Origin of the sequence: Aminobacter carboxidus (assembly GCF_014863355.1) — a bacterium.
Classification (GTDB): Bacteria; Pseudomonadota; Alphaproteobacteria; order Rhizobiales; family Rhizobiaceae; genus Aminobacter; species Aminobacter carboxidus.
The window spans coordinates 365519-382148 of the sequence record NZ_JACZEP010000002.1; the positions used below are offsets into that span (position 1 = coordinate 365519).

At 64.4% G+C, this 16630-nt stretch carries 19 protein-coding genes; 14 read left to right on the forward strand and 5 right to left on the reverse strand.

All coding sequences use genetic code 11. The features are described 5' to 3' along the window. The first annotated feature begins 2 nt into the window (after positions 1–2). From sucD to lpdA, 9 genes are all read left to right on the forward strand, one after another. The gene (gene sucD / locus IHE39_RS09390; protein WP_184768230.1) at positions 3–899 is read left to right on the forward strand and encodes a succinate--CoA ligase subunit alpha; all 897 of its coding nucleotides are present in this window, start codon (positions 3–5) and stop codon (positions 897–899) included. 118 nt (positions 900–1017) lie between these two features. Next, a complete protein-coding gene (locus IHE39_RS09395) occupies positions 1018–4008 on the forward strand; it encodes a 2-oxoglutarate dehydrogenase E1 component (protein ID WP_184768229.1) in 2991 nt (996 codons plus the stop codon). A gap of 22 nt (positions 4009–4030) precedes the next feature. Further along, the gene (gene odhB, locus IHE39_RS09400; protein WP_184768228.1) at positions 4031–5284 is read left to right on the forward strand and encodes a 2-oxoglutarate dehydrogenase complex dihydrolipoyllysine-residue succinyltransferase; all 1254 of its coding nucleotides are present in this window, start codon (positions 4031–4033) and stop codon (positions 5282–5284) included. An 80-nt stretch (positions 5285–5364) separates the two neighbouring features. Further along, entirely contained in the window at positions 5365–5778 is a 414-nt protein-coding gene (locus tag IHE39_RS09405) for an MAPEG family protein (RefSeq protein ID WP_192566291.1), read from the forward strand. Between the two features lie 36 nt (positions 5779–5814). Beyond that, positions 5815–6261, forward strand: coding sequence for a VOC family protein (locus tag IHE39_RS09410; RefSeq protein ID WP_192566292.1), 447 nt, complete (start codon positions 5815–5817; stop codon positions 6259–6261). Continuing rightward, positions 6258–6902 carry a LysE family transporter gene (locus IHE39_RS09415; RefSeq protein ID WP_192566293.1) on the forward strand — a complete coding sequence of 215 codons (645 nt, stop codon included), beginning with the start codon at positions 6258–6260 and terminating at the stop codon, positions 6900–6902. Before IHE39_RS09410 ends, IHE39_RS09415 begins: the two co-directional genes overlap by 4 nt. Then, a complete protein-coding gene (locus tag IHE39_RS09420; RefSeq protein ID WP_184768224.1) occupies positions 6902–7396 on the forward strand; it encodes a hypothetical protein in 495 nt (164 codons plus the stop codon). Before IHE39_RS09415 ends, IHE39_RS09420 begins: the two co-directional genes overlap by 1 nt. After that, a complete protein-coding gene (locus IHE39_RS09425; protein ID WP_192566294.1) occupies positions 7393–8148 on the forward strand; it encodes an SDR family oxidoreductase in 756 nt (251 codons plus the stop codon). Before IHE39_RS09420 ends, IHE39_RS09425 begins: the two co-directional genes overlap by 4 nt. 26 nt (positions 8149–8174) lie before the next feature. Continuing rightward, positions 8175–9581, forward strand: coding sequence for a dihydrolipoyl dehydrogenase (gene lpdA / locus IHE39_RS09430; protein WP_192566295.1), 1407 nt, complete (start codon positions 8175–8177; stop codon positions 9579–9581). An 83-nt stretch (positions 9582–9664) separates the two neighbouring features. On the opposite strand, the gene IHE39_RS09435 is transcribed toward lpdA, so the two are convergent. Further along, the gene (locus IHE39_RS09435; protein WP_192566296.1) at positions 9665–10015 is read right to left on the reverse strand and encodes a hypothetical protein; all 351 of its coding nucleotides are present in this window, start codon (positions 10013–10015) and stop codon (positions 9665–9667) included. Positions 10016–10063: 48 nt separating this feature from the next. Beyond that, positions 10064–10357: a hypothetical protein gene (locus IHE39_RS30610; RefSeq protein ID WP_246485463.1), complete on the reverse strand. Its 294-nt coding sequence runs from the start codon at positions 10355–10357 to the stop codon at positions 10064–10066. Between IHE39_RS30610 and IHE39_RS09440 the strand changes: the two genes are divergently transcribed. Beyond that, positions 10301–10699 carry a DUF2867 domain-containing protein gene (locus IHE39_RS09440; RefSeq protein ID WP_343070084.1) on the forward strand — a complete coding sequence of 133 codons (399 nt, stop codon included), beginning with the start codon at positions 10301–10303 and terminating at the stop codon, positions 10697–10699. The genes IHE39_RS30610 and IHE39_RS09440 overlap by 57 nt on opposite strands. A gap of 33 nt (positions 10700–10732) precedes the next feature. Here the strand turns inward: IHE39_RS09440 and IHE39_RS09445 are convergent, their stop codons facing one another. Further along, positions 10733–11803 carry a TraB/GumN family protein gene (locus IHE39_RS09445; RefSeq protein WP_192566591.1) on the reverse strand — a complete coding sequence of 357 codons (1071 nt, stop codon included), beginning with the start codon at positions 11801–11803 and terminating at the stop codon, positions 10733–10735. Between the two features lie 69 nt (positions 11804–11872). Then, positions 11873–12811, reverse strand: a complete 939-nt coding sequence (locus IHE39_RS09450; RefSeq protein ID WP_184768219.1) for a tyrosine recombinase XerC — start codon at positions 12809–12811, stop codon at positions 11873–11875. A gap of 69 nt (positions 12812–12880) precedes the next feature. On the opposite strand from IHE39_RS09450, the gene rimM reads away from it, so the two are divergent. Continuing rightward, positions 12881–13477, forward strand: a complete 597-nt coding sequence (rimM, locus tag IHE39_RS09455; RefSeq protein ID WP_184768218.1) for a ribosome maturation factor RimM — start codon at positions 12881–12883, stop codon at positions 13475–13477. Beyond that, positions 13474–14175 (forward strand): tRNA (guanosine(37)-N1)-methyltransferase TrmD, encoded by a 702-nt coding sequence (trmD, locus tag IHE39_RS09460; RefSeq protein WP_192566592.1) that lies wholly within the window; start codon positions 13474–13476, stop codon positions 14173–14175. The genes rimM and trmD overlap by 4 nt, the downstream gene beginning before the upstream one ends. A gap of 73 nt (positions 14176–14248) precedes the next feature. On the opposite strand, the gene IHE39_RS09465 is transcribed toward trmD, so the two are convergent. Continuing rightward, positions 14249–15004 carry a sulfite exporter TauE/SafE family protein gene (locus IHE39_RS09465; protein WP_184768217.1) on the reverse strand — a complete coding sequence of 252 codons (756 nt, stop codon included), beginning with the start codon at positions 15002–15004 and terminating at the stop codon, positions 14249–14251. A 356-nt stretch (positions 15005–15360) separates the two neighbouring features. Between IHE39_RS09465 and rplS the strand changes: the two genes are divergently transcribed. Further along, on the forward strand, positions 15361–15909 hold the full coding sequence (rplS, locus tag IHE39_RS09470) for a 50S ribosomal protein L19 (protein ID WP_115730189.1): 549 nt from the start codon (positions 15361–15363) through the stop codon (positions 15907–15909). 70 nt (positions 15910–15979) lie between these two features. Next, positions 15980–16495, forward strand: coding sequence for a GNAT family N-acetyltransferase (locus tag IHE39_RS09475; protein WP_192566298.1), 516 nt, complete (start codon positions 15980–15982; stop codon positions 16493–16495). Positions 16496–16630 lie beyond the last annotated feature (135 nt).

Consider the following 16630-nt stretch of genomic DNA (forward strand, 5'->3'; position numbering starts at 1 on the left):
CAATGTCCATTCTCATCGACAAGAACACCAAGATCCTGGTGCAGGGCCTGACCGGCAACACCGGTTCGTTCCACACCGAGCAGGCGCTGGCCTATCACGGCACCAAGATGGTCGGCGGCATCCACCCCAAGAAGGGTGGCGAGAAGTGGGACGGCTCCGTGCCGTTGCCGATCTTCTCGACGGTTGCCGAAGGCAAGGAAAAGACCGGCGCCAATGCGTCGGTGGTCTATGTGCCGCCGGCAGGCGCTGCCGCTGCGATCATCGAGGCGATCGACGCCGAGATCCCGCTGATCGTGTGCATCACCGAGGGCATCCCGGTCTCCGACATGATCAAGGTCAAGGCGCGTCTCGACCGCTCGACGTCGCGCCTGATCGGCCCGAACTGCCCTGGCATCGTCACGCCCGACCAGTGCAAGATCGGCATCATGCCGGGCAACATCTTCCGCAAGGGTTCGGTCGGCGTTGTTTCGCGCTCCGGCACGCTTACCTATGAGGCGGTGTTCCAGACGACGAATGCCGGTCTCGGCCAGTCGACGGCTGTCGGCATCGGCGGCGACCCGGTCAAGGGCACGGAATTCATCGACATGCTCGAGATGTTTCTGGCCGACGACGAGACCAAGTCGATCATCATGATCGGCGAAATCGGCGGCTCGGCCGAAGAGGACGCAGCGCAGTTCCTCATCGACGAAGCCAAGCGCGGCCGCAAGAAGCCGATGGCCGGCTTCATCGCCGGGCGCACCGCACCGGAAGGCCGCACCATGGGTCACGCAGGTGCCGTGATCTCCGGCGGCAAGGGCGGCGCGGAAGACAAGATCGCGGCCATGGAGGCAGCGGGCATCCGCGTGTCGCCGTCGCCGGCACGTCTCGGCACCACGCTGGTCGAGGCGATCAAGGGCTAAGGCCAAGTGAATAGGGGAGCAGGGCAGTAAGGTAGCAGGGAATTCAGATCATTGCCCTACTGCTTACTGCCCTACTCCCTTCAAAACAGGAGAGGAGCCAGAGGCTCCGCAGGACAAAATGGCACGATCAGATCAGGCCAACGACCAATTTTCCCTCACTTCGTTCCTCTATGGCGGCAATGCCGACTATATCGAGGCGCTGCACGCCGCCTATCTCGACGACCCTGAAGCGGTCGATCCCGAATGGCGCGACTTCTTCGGCGCGCTGAAGGACGACGCCGGCGACATCCGCAAGAACGCCAAGGGCGCCTCGTGGTCGACGCCGAGCTGGCCGCTGCAGGCCAATGGCGAACTGGTTTCCGCGCTCGACGGCAACTGGGGCATGGTCGAGAAGCTGATCGAAAAGAAGGTCAAGGACAAGGCGGTCGCTGTAACCGGCACTGAACCGTCCAAGGCCGACGTGCTGCAGGCGACGCGCGATTCGGTGCGTGCCATCATGATGATCCGCGCCTACCGCATGCGCGGCCACCTGCACGCCAATCTCGACCCGCTCGGCATCGCCAAGCCGCTCGAGGACTATAACGAGCTGTCGCCCGAGGCCTATGGCTTCACTGACGCCGACTACGACCGTCCGATCTTCATCGACCACGTGCTGGGCCTCGAATACGCGACCATCCGCGAGATGCTCGAGATCCTGAAGCGCACCTATTGCTCGACGCTCGGCGTCGAGTTCATGCACATCTCCGATCCAGAGGAGAAGGCGTGGATCCAGGCCCGCATCGAGGGGCCGGACAAGGCGATCGAATTCACGCCCGAGGGCAAGAAGGCGATCCTGTCCAAGCTGATCGAGGCCGAGGGCTTCGAGCAGTTCATCGACGTCAAGTACAAGGGTACCAAGCGCTTCGGCCTCGACGGCGGCGAGTCGCTGATCCCGGCGCTCGAGCAGATCGTCAAGCGCGGCGGTTCGCTCGGCCTCAAGGAGGTCGTGCTCGGCATGGCCCACCGCGGCCGCCTCAACGTCCTGACCAACGTCATGGCCAAGCCGCATCGCGCGGTGTTCCACGAGTTCAAGGGCGGCTCCTACGCGCCTGACGACGTCGAAGGTTCGGGCGACGTGAAGTACCACCTCGGCGCTTCGTCGGACCGCGAGTTCGACGGCAACAAGGTCCACCTGTCGCTGACCGCCAACCCCTCGCACCTCGAGATCGTCGATCCGGTCGTGATGGGCAAGGCGCGCGCCAAGCAGGACCAGCTGTTCGGTCGTGCCCGTGGCGAGATCGTGCCGCAGGAAGAGCGCGCCAAGGTGATGCCGCTGCTGCTGCACGGCGATGCGGCATTTGCCGGCCAGGGCGTGATCGCCGAAATCCTCGGCCTGTCTGGCCTGCGCGGCCATCGCGTCGCCGGCACGCTGCACTTCATCATCAACAACCAGATCGGCTTCACGACGAACCCGCGCTTCTCGCGCTCGTCGCCCTATCCGTCCGACGTTGCCAAGATGATCGAAGCGCCGATCTTCCACGTCAACGGCGACGATCCCGAAGCGGTGGTGTTCGCGGCCAAGGTCGCGACCGAATTCCGGATGAAGTTCCACAAGCCTGTTGTCGTGGACATGTTCTGCTACCGCCGCTTCGGCCACAACGAAGGCGACGAGCCTGCGTTCACGCAGCCGATCATGTACCGCAACATCCGCACCCATAAGACCACGGTGCAGACCTATGCCGACAAGCTGATCGCCGAGGGTCTGATGGCCCAGGCCGAACTCGACAAGATGCGTGCTGACTGGCGCGACCATCTCGAAGCTGAGTTCGAGGCCGGCCAGGCCTACAAGCCCAACAAGGCCGACTGGCTTGATGGCGCCTGGTCCGGCTTGCGCACCGCCGACAACCAGGACGAACAGCGCCGCGGCAAGACCGCGGTACCGGTCAAGACGCTGAAGGAAATCGGCAAGAAGCTGACCGAGGTGCCGGCCGATTTCGAGGCGCACAAGACGATTGGCCGTTTCCTCGAAACGCGCCGCAAGATGATCGAATCGGGCGAAGGCATCGACTGGTCGACGGCGGAAGCCCTGGCGTTCGGCTCGATCCTGCTCGACGGCAATCCGATCCGGCTCTCGGGCCAGGATTCGGAGCGCGGCACGTTCTCGCAGCGCCACTCGGTGCTGTACGACCAGAAGGACGAGACGCGCTACATTCCGCTCAACAACCTGTCGGCAGCACAGGCCGGCTACGAGGTCATCAACTCGATGCTCTCGGAAGAGGCCGTGCTCGGCTTCGAATACGGCTACAGCCTCGCCGAGCCCAAGGCACTGACGCTTTGGGAAGCGCAGTTCGGCGATTTCGCCAATGGCGCGCAGGTGGTGTTCGACCAGTTCATCTCGTCTGGCGAACGCAAGTGGCTGCGCATGTCGGGCCTCGTGTGCCTGCTGCCGCACGGCTATGAAGGCCAGGGTCCGGAGCATTCGTCGGCACGCCTCGAACGCTTCCTGCAGCTCTGCGCCGAAGACAACATGCAGGTGGCCAACGTCACGACGCCGGCCAACTACTTCCACATCCTGCGCCGGCAGCTGAAGCGCGACTTCCGCAAGCCGCTGATCCTGATGACGCCGAAGTCGCTGCTGCGCCACAAGCGCGCCGTGTCTTCGCTGTCGGAGATCTCGGGCGAGAGCTCGTTCCACCGCCTTTTGTGGGACGACGCCCAGTATCTCGGCAACGAGCCGATCAAGCTGGTCAAGGATTCGAAGATCCGCCGCGTGGTGCTGTGCGCCGGCAAGGTCTATTACGACCTCTACGAGGAGCGCGAGAAGCGCGGCATCGACGACATCTACCTGTTGCGCGTCGAGCAGCTCTATCCGTTCCCGGCCAAGGCGCTGATCACCGAGCTCAGCCGCTTCCGCAATGCCGAGATGGTGTGGTGCCAGGAAGAGCCCAAGAACATGGGTGCGTGGTCGTTCATCGACCCGTATCTGGAATGGGTGCTCGCCCATATCGACGCCAAGCACCAGCGCGTGCGTTACACCGGCCGTCCGGCCGCCGCCTCTCCGGCGACGGGCCTGGCTTCCAAGCACAAGGCACAACTCGAGGCGTTCCTCGACGACGCCCTCGGCGAATAACCAAAGAACGGACAGGCAAAAAATGGCTACCGAAATCCGTGTCCCCACCCTCGGCGAATCCGTGTCCGAGGCAACGATCGGCAAGTGGTTCAAGAAGGCCGGCGACGTGATCGTCGTCGACGAGCCGCTGGTTGAACTCGAAACCGACAAGGTCACCATCGAGGTGCCGGCACCTTCGGCCGGCGTGCTGGTCGAACTGACCGTCAAGGAAGGCGAGACTGTCGGCGTCGGCGCATTGCTCGGCACCATCGGTGCCGGCGACGGCGCTGTTGCAGCCGCAAAGCCGGCAGCTGTCGCCCAGGCCTCGGCCTCGAGCGTCAAGGAAGCTGTCGCACAGACCGCTTCAATTGCCGGCTCGCCGCCGATCGAAGAACGCAAGATGCCGCCGGCACCGGCTGCCGCCAAGCTGCTGGCCGAGACCAACCTGTCGGTCGACCAGGTCGCCGGCTCGGGCAAGCGCGGCCAGGTGCTGAAGGGCGATGTGCTCGACGCCATCACCAAGGGCATTTCCGCTCCTGCCGCAGCCCCTGTCGCTGCTCCGGTCGTCGCCCGCGTTCCCTCGAGCGTTTCCGATGCGCCGCGTGAAGAGCGCGTGCGGATGACCAAGCTGCGCCAGACCATCGCACGCCGCCTCAAGGAGGCGCAATCGACGGCTGCCATGCTGACCACCTTCAACGAGGTCGACATGAGCGCGGTGATGGCGCTGCGCACCAAATACAAGGACGTCTTCGAAAAGAAGCACGGCGTGAAGCTCGGCTTCATGGGCTTCTTCACCAAGGCGGTGACGCATGCGCTGAAGGAAATCCCTGCCGTCAACGCCGAGATCGACGGCACCGACATCATCTACAAGAACTTCGCCCATGTCGGCGTTGCCGTCGGCACCGAAAAGGGCCTGGTGGTTCCTGTCGTGCGCGATGCCGACCAGATGTCGATCGCCGAGATCGAGAAGGAAATCGGCCGCCTCGGCCTCGCCGCGCGCGATGGCAAGCTGTCGGTCGCCGACATGCAGGGCGGCACCTTCACCATCTCCAATGGTGGCGTCTACGGTTCGCTGATGTCGACGCCGATCCTGAACGCGCCGCAGTCGGGCATCCTGGGCATGCACAAGATCCAGGACCGTCCGGTCGTGGTCGGCGGCCAGATCGTCATCCGCCCGATGATGTATCTCGCTTTGTCCTACGATCACCGCATCGTCGACGGCAAGGAAGCCGTGACCTTCCTGGTCCGCGTCAAGGACAGCCTGGAAGATCCCGAACGCCTGGTTCTCGACCTCTGATCCAACCGAGGAAAGGTGCCCGGATTACCGGGCACCTGCTCTGGTCGGCAAAGGTCTAGAGCCTCAAAATGCGAGGGGCGATGGAAGCCGCGGCAGCGTCGACGGAAATCTGGGTCCTGGGCTGGAGTGTCGTGCTGCTGATCGTGCACATATTGGTGCAGGCCCTGTCGCTCGACCTGTCCGGCGATTTCAACATCAAGTACCTGCTGAGCTCGCGTGACGAGGGCCTCGCCTCGAAAAGCGTGATCTCGGGGCGGCTCAAGCGGTCGCTCGACAACATGCTGGAGACCTATCCCGCCTTCATCGCACTTGCGCTGGCGCTGGCGGTGACAGGCAAGACCGGTGAGCTGGGTGCCGTCGGCGCCGTGACCTGGATTCTCGCGCGCCTGCTCTATGCCGGACTTTATGTCGGAGGCGTTCCCGTTTTGCGCACCATCGTCTGGTTCGTTTCGATCGGCGGGCTGGTCCTGATGGTCGTGCGCCTGATGACGTAAGATCGCTGCCTGAAGAAACCGAAACGAGACGGTCGCATGGCTTTTGAACCCGACATTCCCGCAATCCAGGTGCATCTCTGCGTCAAGGACGGCAAGGCGGCGATCGCCTTCTACGAAAAGGCGTTCGATGCGGTCGAGACCTTCGAGCAGATGGCCGATGATGGGGTACGCGTGCTGCATGCCAACCTGGCGATGTTCGGCGGCGAAGTGATGCTGCACGACGAGTTCCCCGAGTTCGGCGCCGACGTTTTGTCGCCGCTGACCCGCGGTGGTGCCTCGGTGACCGTCAACATCAACCTGAAGCTGCCCGGCCAGGTCGACCAGGCCGTCGAGCGTGCCTCCGCCGCCGGCGCAAAGGTGGTGATGCAGCCCGACGACATGTTCTGGGGCGCCCGCTACGCCAAGATCCAGGACCCGTTCGGTCATGTCTGGGCTTTCAATGCGCCGTTGGGCAACGTGTCGGTGGGGAGTGACAAGGCATGACGCAATACGTGTTCGAATTCGCCGGCCTGATGGCCGTCTTCGCCGTGCTGATGGTGGTGCCGGGCGCCGACTTCGTCATGGTGGTGCGCCAGAGCGTGGTGCATGGCCGCCGTGCCGCCATCATCACCAGCTTCGGCATAGGCGTGTCACTGCTGTTTCATGTCAGCTACACCATCCTGGGCATCGGGCTGATCGTGTCGAAGTCGTTGCTGCTGTTTTCGCTGATCAAGTGGGCCGGTGCGGCCTATCTGCTCTATCTCGGCATCAAGGCGCTTCGCGCCGGGCCGATGGAGATGGCGTCGGTCGAGGTTCAGGAAGGCGGCGGCGAGGCCAGGGCAATTTCGGCGCTGCGCTGCTTCCTGATGGGGTTCGTCACCAACGCGCTCAACCCCAAGGCCGTGTTGTTCTTCCTGCCCCTGTTCACGGCGATGGTCAGCCACGAAACACCGGCCGCGGTGAAGGGCGTCTACGGCCTGCTGATGGCGGTGGTGCTGATCGCCTGGTTCGTCCGCGTGTCGATGTTCTTCACCATGGCCTCGGTGCGCGAGCGCTTCGTTGCCTGGGGCCGCTGGTTCAACAAGGTGACCGGCATGATCTTCATCGGGCTTGGCGTGAAGCTCGCCACCGTGCAGGCCGGCTGATGCGGTTTCAGGCGCTGATCGCTGTGATTGCGGTGCTGTCGGCGACGACGGCCCAAGCGGCATGCCCGATCGAGCTTGCCGTCTATGGCGACCGCGACGGCGCCGCCGAGATCGACTTCCGGCCGACGCTGGAATCGGCAACCGTGACCAACAGCTTCAAGATGGTGATGGACAATTCCATCGTGCTCGACGGCGTGGTGATGTGGTCGCAGGACGTGGCGCGGCCGAATGGCATGCTGATGCACCAATGCCCCGAGGGCGATGTGACCGGCGAAGAGATCGAAGCCTGCACGGTGTGGCAAGGCGTGATCTACAGCGTCGACGAACAGGGCAATGTCGGGCTTCTGCCGCGTGAGCGGATCGCGGCTGCTGCGCCGAAGAAGCTGATCTTCTCCGACCTGGGCCACGGGCTCAGGACATCCGCTGCCTATGGTCCCCAAGGCTTCTCCAAAGTGCCGTGGGACGTGTTCGAGCTGAAGGGGTGCCAGGAATGAGCGCTCAGGGAAAAGTCCTGTTGGTAACCGGCGGCAGCCGCGGCATCGGTGCCGCCACCTGCCGGCTGGCTGCCAAGGCCGGCTACCACGTTGCCATCAACTATGCGTCGAACGAAGCCGCGGCAAACGCGTTGGTGGCCGAGATCAAGGCATCGGGTGGCGAGGCGATCGCGATCAAGGGCGATGTCGGCAACGAGGCCGACGTGCTTGGAATGTTCGCCGAGGTCGACCGGACTTATGGCCGGCTCGACGCCTTCGTCAACAATGCCGGGGTTGTCGACATGAAGGCGCGGGTCGACGAGATGAGCGCCTTCAGGCTGGAGCGCATGATGCGCATTAATGTCGTGGGCTCGATCCTGTGTGCCCGCGAGGCGGTCAAGCGGATGTCGAGCCTGCATGGCGGTGCTGGTGGCGCCATCGTCAACATCTCGTCGGCGGCAGCGACCCTTGGATCGCCCGGCGAATATGTCGACTATGCCGCCTCGAAAGGCGCGATCGACACCTTCACCATCGGACTTGCCAAGGAGATTGCAACCGAGGGCGTGCGCGTCAACGCGGTACGGCCCGGCATCATCGACACCGAAATCCATGCCTCGGGCGGACAGCCGGACCGGATTGCCGCCATTCGCGGCCTGGTGCCGATGAAGCGCGAAGGCAAGGCTGAAGAAGTTGCCCATGCCGTCATCTGGCTTTTGTCGGATGAGGCATCATATACGACGGGCTCAATTTTGAACGTGAGCGGCGGCCGCTGAGCGCGCCCCAGGAGAAGGACAGGACAATGGCATATGACGTCGTCGTAATCGGATCGGGCCCAGGCGGCTATGTGTGCGCCATCAAGGCAGCACAGCTCGGATTGAAGGTCGCCGTGGTCGAGAAGAACGCGACCTTCGGCGGCACCTGCCTGAACATCGGCTGCATTCCCTCCAAGGCGCTGCTGCATGCCTCCGAGATGCTGGCCGAGGCGCAGCATTCGTTCGACGCGCTCGGCGTCGAGGTCGGCACGCCGAAGATGAACCTGAAGAAGATGATGGCGCACAAGGATGCGACTGTCGCCGCCAACGTCAACGGCGTGTCGTTCCTGTTTAAGAAGAACAAGATCGACAGTTTCCAGGGCACCGGCAAAGTGCTCGGCGCCGGCAAGGTTGGCGTCACCGGTGTCGACGGCAAGACGCAGGAAATCGAGACCAAGAACATCGTCATCGCCACTGGCTCTGACGTTGCCGGCATTCCGGGCGTCGACGTTGCCTTCGACGAAAAGGTGATCATCTCGTCGACAGGCGGCCTGTCGCTGGAAAAGGTGCCTGCTCATCTGGTGGTTGTCGGCGGTGGCGTCATCGGCCTCGAGCTCGGCTCGGTGTGGGCGCGCCTCGGCGCCAAGGTAACCGTGGTCGAATATCTCGACACCATCCTGGGCGGTATGGACGGCGACGTCGCCAAGCAGTTCCAGCGCATGCTGGCCAAGCAGGGCTTCGAGTTCAAGCTCGGTTCCAAGGTGACGGGTGTCGCCAAGGCCAAGAAGGGCGCGACTGTGACCTTCGAGCCGGTCAAGGGCGGTGCCGCCGAGACCATCGAGGCTGACGTCGTGCTGGTCGCCACCGGCCGCAGGCCCTACACCGACGGCCTCGGCCTCAAGGAAGCCGGCGTCGAGATGGACGAGCGCGGTCGGATCAAGACCGACGGCCACCTGCGCACCAACGTTGCCGGCATCTATGCCATCGGCGACGTCGTCGTCGGCCCGATGCTGGCGCACAAGGCCGAGGACGAAGGCGTTGCGGTTGCCGAGATCATCGCCGGCCAGGCCGGCCATGTGAACTACGACGTCATTCCCGGCGTGGTCTACACCAGCCCCGAAGTCGCTTCGGTCGGCAAGACCGAGGAAGAGCTGAAGAAGGCGGGCATCGCCTACAAGGCGGGCAAGTTCCCATTCACCGCCAATGGGCGGGCGCGCGCCATGCTGCACACCGACGGCTTCGTCAAGGTTTTGGCCGACAAGGACAGCGACAAGGTGCTTGGCGTTCACATCGTCGGCTTCGGTGCCGGCGAGATGATCCACGAGGCGGCAGTGCTGATGGAGTTCGGCGGATCGTCGGAAGACCTCGGCCGGACCTGCCATGCGCATCCGACCATGTCGGAAGCGGTCAAGGAAGCGGCACTCGCCACCTTCTTCAAGCCGATTCACATGTAATCGGCGGATCTTTTCGATCCGTGCGAACCAAAGTGAAACGGCCCGCTCGGTGAGCGGGCCGTTTGCTTTTTCAGCTTTAGCCGTTAGCCACCTGATGGTGCCGGGGCCGGTGCCGTGGTGCCGCCGCCCGAAGGCGCGGGTTCGGCCGGAGCCGGAGTGGCAGGTGCGGGCTCAGCCGGAGCTGGTGCGGGCGCAGGCTCGGCAGGTGCAGGCGCCATGGTGCCCGACGGTGCCGGTGCAGGCTCGGCCGGAGCTGGTGCGGGGGCCGGTTCTGTCGCTGCCGGCGGTTCAGCTGGTGCCGGTGCTTCCGCGGTCTTGGGACCGAAGATATAATAGGCCACCGCGGCGAGCAGCACGACGATGATGGCTATCAGCCATGTGCTGCCCATGCTCGACTGGCCGGCTGGGCGTCCTGGATCTGGATTGTTCACCATTGAGATCTCCCTCAGCTGCGCTCCGCAATCATTGCGTGAACATCGCAATCAACGCGCGAAGGGCGTTTCGGTTTCACATTGACGTGAAATTTTCGAAACGAAGATCAGTTTGTCGAAACGAAGATCCGGGGTGGCGGCGTTTCGCCACGCCGCCAAGCCCGGGAAAGAGGAATAGGCTCGATCAAATTGCAGCGAGCCGAGGCCAAAAACATGCCCGTGGTGCCTGTCCTGTCCCATGCCGAGCAAATCCTGCCCGGCGCGAGTTTTACCGACAGCTTCGCGGTGGTGGTCCGTGGTCAGCGCCTCGATGTCGGGACCGCCGCCGAGCGGGTTTTCCGCCATCGGCCGCGTTGGATCGGTGCTCTGATGGCGCTGCGTAACCTTCTGGTCAGGCCGTTCGGGCTGAAGACGCGCGACGAAGACCTTGCGCCGGAACTGGAGCGGAAAGGCATGTTCCCGGTGCTGAGCCAGTCGGAGCGGCGGATGGTGCTCGGGCTGGACGACCGCCATCTCGATTTCCGCCTGCTTGTCGAATTGAAGGAGCTTGGCGACGGCCGCCAGGAGGTGAGCGCCACGACGCTGGTCAAGCCGCACAATCTGCTGGGGCGGGCTTATCTCTGCGCCGTGATGCCGTTCCACAAGGTTATCGTGCCGGCGATGCTGGCGCGGGCCGCCAAGCCGTAGCAACCGTGCGTCCAGACGGGCGCGCGGTAAAATTCAGCGATCGGCTGACGTGACGGTGTAGCCTGCCTTGCGGAACAGCTCGACCAGCCCGTCGGGGCCGGGCAGGTGCAGCGCGCCGACGGCCATGAAGGCGTCGCCGGCATTGATGAGCGGTTCGGCACGCTCGACCATGGTCTTGTTGCGCGTCGTAACCATCGCTTCCTCAAAGGCGGCGTAGCTCTGCTCGTCGCCCGCTGCACTGGGCAGCGCGTTGCGGAACAGCGGCCAGAACATGCCGGTGTCGCCGCGCTGGTAGAGCACCACCATCGTTTCGATGACGTCGTCCATGCGGTCGCCGAGCTTGAGGGTTTCGACCAGGCCCTTGATGTGGAATTCGAGAGGCAGCGACGCCATCGCGGAGAGCTGGTCGGCAGCACTTTCGAGGCCCTTGACCTCCTTGCCGGCAGCCTTGGCCTGCTGTGCCAGCAGGATGTCGAGCACCGGCGCGCCGCCGGACTTGCGGGCAAGCTCGCAGGCCGGAAGGGCGACCATCGCCGACAGCATCCACGGCTTCATCTTGGTGACGCTGGCGGGCGGGATACCGCGCGCCTCGAGTGCCGCGTTGACGACCTTGGCGTCCTCCGGCGACAGCAGCGACGGCAGCGTGGTGGCGTCGGTGAACATCATCAGCTCGGGCTTCTTCATCAGGCTGGCGACCATCGCCTGCTGGTCGAGCACATCGGTGGTTTCGATGACCAGCGTGTGGGCGGCGTCGAAGGCCTTTTGCGCCGCCGGTTGAAGGCTGGTAACGCGCGGATCGGTGACATGCATGGTGCCGTAGAGCCAGGACGGCTTCCGGCCCGGCGTTTCCAGTTTCCACAACAGGCCCTGGCCGTTGAGCGTCTTCTTTGCCTCTGCCTCGATCTTGCCGAGTAGTGCCGGGTCGCTGTTCTGCAGCTCGGCCAGCATGTCAGAGCCGGTGCAGACAGGTGCAGCGGCCTGCGCCTTGGAGGCGAGCAGGAAGGCTGCGCCGAAAAACAGGATGAAGAACAGCACGTTGAGCGCTGCAAGCAGCTTCAGCGACAACAGCGAGGCGCGATCGGCAAAGGCAACGAAACGTGTCATGGCCATGGTATAGCGGCCAAAAGCGGCAAAACGGTTAATGCCGTGGTGACAATTGTCGGGTCGCAGGGGCTAGGCGCGCGGGTGCGCCGCCTCGTAGATCTCGAGCAGCCGCGCGGTGTCGACGCCGGTGTAGATCTGGGTCGTCGACAGGGAGGCGTGGCCGAGCAGTTCCTGGATGGTGCGCAGGTCGCCGCCGCGGCCGAGCAGGTGGGTGGCGAAGGAATGGCGCAGCGCATGCGGGGTCGCCGTGTCTGGCAGGTTGAGCGCTGCGCGCATCTTGCGCATCTCGCGCTGGATGATCGCCGGGTCGAGCTGGCCGCCGCGCGCGCCGCGAAACAACGCACCATCGGCGCTCAGCAGATAGGGGCAGAGCTTGCGGTATTCGGCGACGGCCTGGAGTGCTACGGGCAGGACCGGAACCAGGCGGGTCTTGCCGCCCTTGCCCGAAATGCGCAGCACGGTGTCATTTGATGACGCCAGCTCCGCGCCGGACAGGTTGAGCGCTTCGGAAATGCGCAGGCCCGAGCCGTAGAGCAGGGTCAGCACGGCGGCGTTGCGGGCGGCGATCCATGGCTCTTCGGCAAGCTGTTCGCCAGCCGAGACGACACGCTTGGCATCGACCGCCGTCAGCGGCTTGGGCAGCGATTTCGGTTGCTTCGGCGCACGCAGCGCGGCCGAGCCGGCGGCATTGACCAGGCCCTGGCGTTCGAGAAAGCGCAGCAGCGAGCGCACGCCGGCAAGGCCACGGCCGAGCGTGCGGGCGCCGGCGCCGTCGGCGCGGCGCGAGGCAAGGAAGCCACGCAGATCGGCTGGGCGCAGGTCGCGTATGTCGGAAATGCCGGGCGCACCGCCATTGTGGCCGGTGAGGAATTGCAGGAACTGGCGTGTGTCGCGCTCATAGGCGTCGACGGTCGAAGCAGAAAGGCGACGCTCGCCGGCAAGCGACTTCAGCCAGCCCTCGCGGGCCGATTGCAGGTCGGGTTTTGCGGCGATGAGGAATTCCTGCATTGGCACTCGGCGTCCGATTGGAATATGGCAGTGTTGAACCAGTGAAGTTAGCAAGCAGTGAAGCAGGCAATGGCCAAACCCCAAAACCCTATCCAGATGGCCGTGATCGGCGCCGCCCATGGCATCAAGGGCGAGTTGCGCGTCAAGACCTTTACCGGTGACCCGCTGGCCCTGGCCGACTATGGCCCGCTTTACGCCAAGGATGGGCGCGCCTTCGAGATTGCCGCAATCCGGCCGGCCAACGAGGTGGTGGTGGTGCGCTTCAAGGGCGTTGCCGACCGCAACGCGGCCGAGGCGCTGACCGGCACCGAGTTGTTCGTCGACCGTTCGGCGCTGCCTGACGATGGCGACGATGGCGAGTTCTATCATGCCGATCTCGTTGGGCTTGTTGTGCGCGACGAAAATGGCGAGCCGGTCGGCAAGGTGTTTGCCGTGCAGAATTTCGGCGGCGGCGACATCCTGGAAATCCAGTATCAGGGCCGCAAGGGGGTGCTGATCCCGTTCACACAGGCAGCGGTGCCGGTGGTCGATGTGCCAGGTGGATTCGTTGCCATCGACACGGTGGCAGCCGGGCTTGTCGAGAACGAAGACGACGATGACGCGCCCTCCGATGGCGAGTTCGACAAGCGCCCGCGCGGACCGAAGGACGCCGGGGGCAATCGCTGATGTTCCGCGCCACGGTGCTCACGCTCTATCCCGAGATGTTTCCGGGAGCGCTGGGGCTGTCGCTGGCGGGGCGGGCGATGGAGCGCGGCGACTGGGCGCTGGAGGCGGTGCAGATCCGCGACTTCGCCACCGACAAGCACCGCACGGTCGACGACACGCCAGCCGGCGGCGGCGCCGGCATGGTGATGCGCGCCGACATTTTGGCCAAGGCGATCGACCATGCCTCATCAGAAGGTGACGAGCGCCCGCGCATCCTGATGAGCCCGCGCGGCAAGCCGCTGACACAGGAACGGGTGCGCGAGCTCGCGGCAGGTCCGGGTGCAATGATCCTGTGCGGACGATTCGAAGGCGTCGACCAGCGCGTCATCGACGCGCGCGAGCTGGAAGAGATTTCCGTCGGCGACTTTATTCTCTCGGGCGGCGAGCCGGCGGCGCTGGTGTTGCTCGATGCCGTCGTCAGGCTTTTGCCCGGTGTGATGGGCAACGAGGTGTCGGGCGAGGAAGAGAGTTTTGAGGGTGGGCTGCTCGAGCACCCGCACTACACGCGGCCGCAGGAGTTCGAGGGGCGCGCCATTCCAGAGGTGCTGACCTCGGGCAATCATGGCAAGATTGCCAAATGGCGCCGCGCCGAGGCGGAGAAGTTGACCGAGGCGCGGCGGCCAGACCTTTGGGTCGGGCGGGTGAAGAAGAAGCTTTAGGGGTGCGCCGCCCCTCATTCACCTGCCGGCACCTTCTTCCGGTGAACGGGGAGAAGGTAGAAGCGGCGACGCCTCAGCCTTTCGTGAAATAGTAGAACGCCAGGAACAGGCCGATGGCGACGACGAGGGCGCGGACGATGCCTTGCGGTACGCGGCGCGCGGTCCAGACGCCGGCATAGCCGCCGAGTGCCACGCCCGGCACCATGATCGCGGCATGCGTCCAGGCGACGACGCCGCCGGAGGCGAAGACGGCGATGGCGACGGCGGCGATGACGATGGAGAGCATGTTCTTCAGCGCGTTGAGGCGGTGATAGTCGCCGCCTTCGGTAAGGCCGAGGGTGGCGAGCATCATCACGCCCATACCGGCGCCGAAGAAGCCGCCATAGATCGAGGTGAAGAACTGAACGACACGGCCGGCAAGCGTTGCCGGTGCGCCTTCGGGCCGTTCGGCCAGCTTTTTCGGGCGCAGCCAGGGGCCGGCGGCGAACAGGGCTGTCGCGGCGAGCAGCAGCCAGGGGACGAGGGCGCCGAAAGCGACGTTGTCGAGGGAAAGCAGGATCAGCGCGCCGGCGAGTGCGCCCACCGCCGAGATGACGGCGAAGGCGATGGCGCCGCGCCACATCGACCTGATGTCGTCGATGTAGGCCCAGGTCGAGGTGATGTAGCCGGGGAACTGGGCGATGGAGGAGGTGGCGTTGGCCGAGATCGGCGGGACGCCGAGCATGGTCATGGCGCCGAAGGTCAGGAAGGTGCCGCCGCCGGCGATGGCGTTGACGACGCCCGACAGGAAGCCTGCGATGAAAAGGATGCCGACTGCGATGAGGGACACGGGCTGCCTGCCTTGCTGCTATGTTGGCCCGGTCTGTAGGAAGCCCTTGCGAATGATGCAAGCCATGGCTTGCCGATGGCGGCCGGGTGGTCCAAGGTGGATTTGGCAGCCATATCGATGCCGCAGCACGCCAGACGCGTAAAAAAGAAGCGGCAAAGGCGTGACAAATGACCGAAATAGCGGTATGTGCCCGCCCGAACCGGACGAATAATCGACCGGACCCGTCAACAGTGACGGTGTAGTCGCCCCTGCCAGAAGACCCGCGAGGGAAGAAGGCATAACCGAGCGGTCATTGGAACTGCAAGGCGAGCGTTGGGCGCTCTGGCTGTCGGAAGAACAAGAAGTGGATTTTTGAGATGGATATCATCCGCCAGCTCGAGGCCGAACAGGCCGCCAAGATCGAAGCCAAGCGCACCCTGCCTGAATTCCAGCCCGGCGACACCGTTCGTGTCCAGGTGCGCGTCACCGAAGGCACGCGTACCCGCGTCCAGGCCTATGAAGGCGTCGTGATCGCCCGCGCCGGCTCGGGCTTCCAGGAAAACTTCACCGTCCGCAAGATCTCCTATGGCGAAGGCGTGGAACGCGTGTTCCCGGTCTACTCTCCGATGATCGAGGGCGTCGAGATCGTCCGTCGCGGCAAGGTGCGTCGCGCCAAGCTGTACTACCTGCGCGATCGTCGCGGTAAGTCGGCTCGTATCGTCGAGAACACCGGCGTCCGCGCCCGCAAGCTGAACGACGCCGAGCGCGCAGCACTGGTCGCCGAGAAGGCCCGTATCGAAGCCGAGAAGGTTGCAGCAGCCCAGGCGCTGGCCGCCGAGAAGGCCGCCCAGGAAGCCGCCGAGAAGAAGGCAGCAGCCGAGGCCGCCAAGGCAGCTGAAGCAGCCGCTGAGACCGCAGCCGAGTAATTTCCGGCACACTGGTTTTCGAAAGGGCGGCTTCGGCCGCCCTTTTGCATTTGGGGAGGATTTGTTGGGGGTGAGCTCGCGGGATTTCGTCGTGCGTCGGCTGATGCCGGGTGAGGGCGCTGCCTATCGCAAGCTGCGGTTTGCTGCGCTTGAAAACGCGCCGCTGGCTTTCAGCTCGAGCCCGGAGGACGAGGCGCATCTTAGCGATGTCGATTTCGAGGTGCGGATAAGCCTGGCCGAACCCGATGCGGTGTTCGGCGTGTTTGGTTCCGGCGCGCTCGTTGGCGTGGCGACGTTCATTGCCGAAAAGCGACGCAAGACGCGGCACAAGGGTGCGATGTATGGCGTCTATGTCGACCCCGACTGGCGCGGCACCGGTGCTGCTCAGGCGCTGGTGCGGCAGGTGATCGACCACGCGACGACACGTGGCCTTGCGCTGCATGCCCACGTGATCGCCGACAATGCGCCGGCGCTCCGACTCTATCTCGGTCTCGGCTTCGTCAGCTATGGCGTTGAGCCGAGAGCGCTGCTGGTCGACGGGGTGTTTTACGACGAGCAATTGCTGATCTACCAGCCGCGCGGCTGACGCCGAAGTTTGTTTCGCAAACACGCTTAAAGCGAAACAGATACAGTGCATTCAGCTGTGCCAGCGCATCGTCCATGCTTGCAAGCAGGCTTGGGACGGCTAAAGTCTGGCGCAAATCGACCGGCGCCGCCGGTC

What these genes read in the sequence shown, in the direction of transcription:
- odhB (WP_184768228.1), top strand. Translation starts at nt 4,031, where the DNA reads ATGGCTACCGAAATCCGTGTCCCCACCCTCGGCGAATCCGTGTCCGAG.
- IHE39_RS09405 (WP_192566291.1), top strand. Translation starts at nt 5,365, where the DNA reads ATGGAAGCCGCGGCAGCGTCGACGGAAATCTGGGTCCTGGGCTGGAGT.
- IHE39_RS09425 (WP_192566294.1), top strand. Translation starts at nt 7,393, where the DNA reads ATGAGCGCTCAGGGAAAAGTCCTGTTGGTAACCGGCGGCAGCCGCGGC.
- IHE39_RS09450 (WP_184768219.1), bottom strand. Translation starts at nt 12,811, where the DNA reads ATGCAGGAATTCCTCATCGCCGCAAAACCCGACCTGCAATCGGCCCGC.
- IHE39_RS09435 (WP_192566296.1), bottom strand. Translation starts at nt 10,015, where the DNA reads ATGGTGAACAATCCAGATCCAGGACGCCCAGCCGGCCAGTCGAGCATG.
- sucD (WP_184768230.1), top strand. Translation starts at nt 3, where the DNA reads ATGTCCATTCTCATCGACAAGAACACCAAGATCCTGGTGCAGGGCCTG.
- IHE39_RS09445 (WP_192566591.1), bottom strand. Translation starts at nt 11,803, where the DNA reads ATGACACGTTTCGTTGCCTTTGCCGATCGCGCCTCGCTGTTGTCGCTG.
- IHE39_RS09395 (WP_184768229.1), top strand. Translation starts at nt 1,018, where the DNA reads ATGGCACGATCAGATCAGGCCAACGACCAATTTTCCCTCACTTCGTTC.
- IHE39_RS09415 (WP_192566293.1), top strand. Translation starts at nt 6,258, where the DNA reads ATGACGCAATACGTGTTCGAATTCGCCGGCCTGATGGCCGTCTTCGCC.
- IHE39_RS09420 (WP_184768224.1), top strand. Translation starts at nt 6,902, where the DNA reads ATGCGGTTTCAGGCGCTGATCGCTGTGATTGCGGTGCTGTCGGCGACG.
- IHE39_RS30610 (WP_246485463.1), bottom strand. Translation starts at nt 10,357, where the DNA reads ATGGCGGAAAACCCGCTCGGCGGCGGTCCCGACATCGAGGCGCTGACC.
- rimM (WP_184768218.1), top strand. Translation starts at nt 12,881, where the DNA reads ATGGCCAAACCCCAAAACCCTATCCAGATGGCCGTGATCGGCGCCGCC.
- lpdA (WP_192566295.1), top strand. Translation starts at nt 8,175, where the DNA reads ATGGCATATGACGTCGTCGTAATCGGATCGGGCCCAGGCGGCTATGTG.
- rplS (WP_115730189.1), top strand. Translation starts at nt 15,361, where the DNA reads ATGGATATCATCCGCCAGCTCGAGGCCGAACAGGCCGCCAAGATCGAA.
- IHE39_RS09410 (WP_192566292.1), top strand. Translation starts at nt 5,815, where the DNA reads ATGGCTTTTGAACCCGACATTCCCGCAATCCAGGTGCATCTCTGCGTC.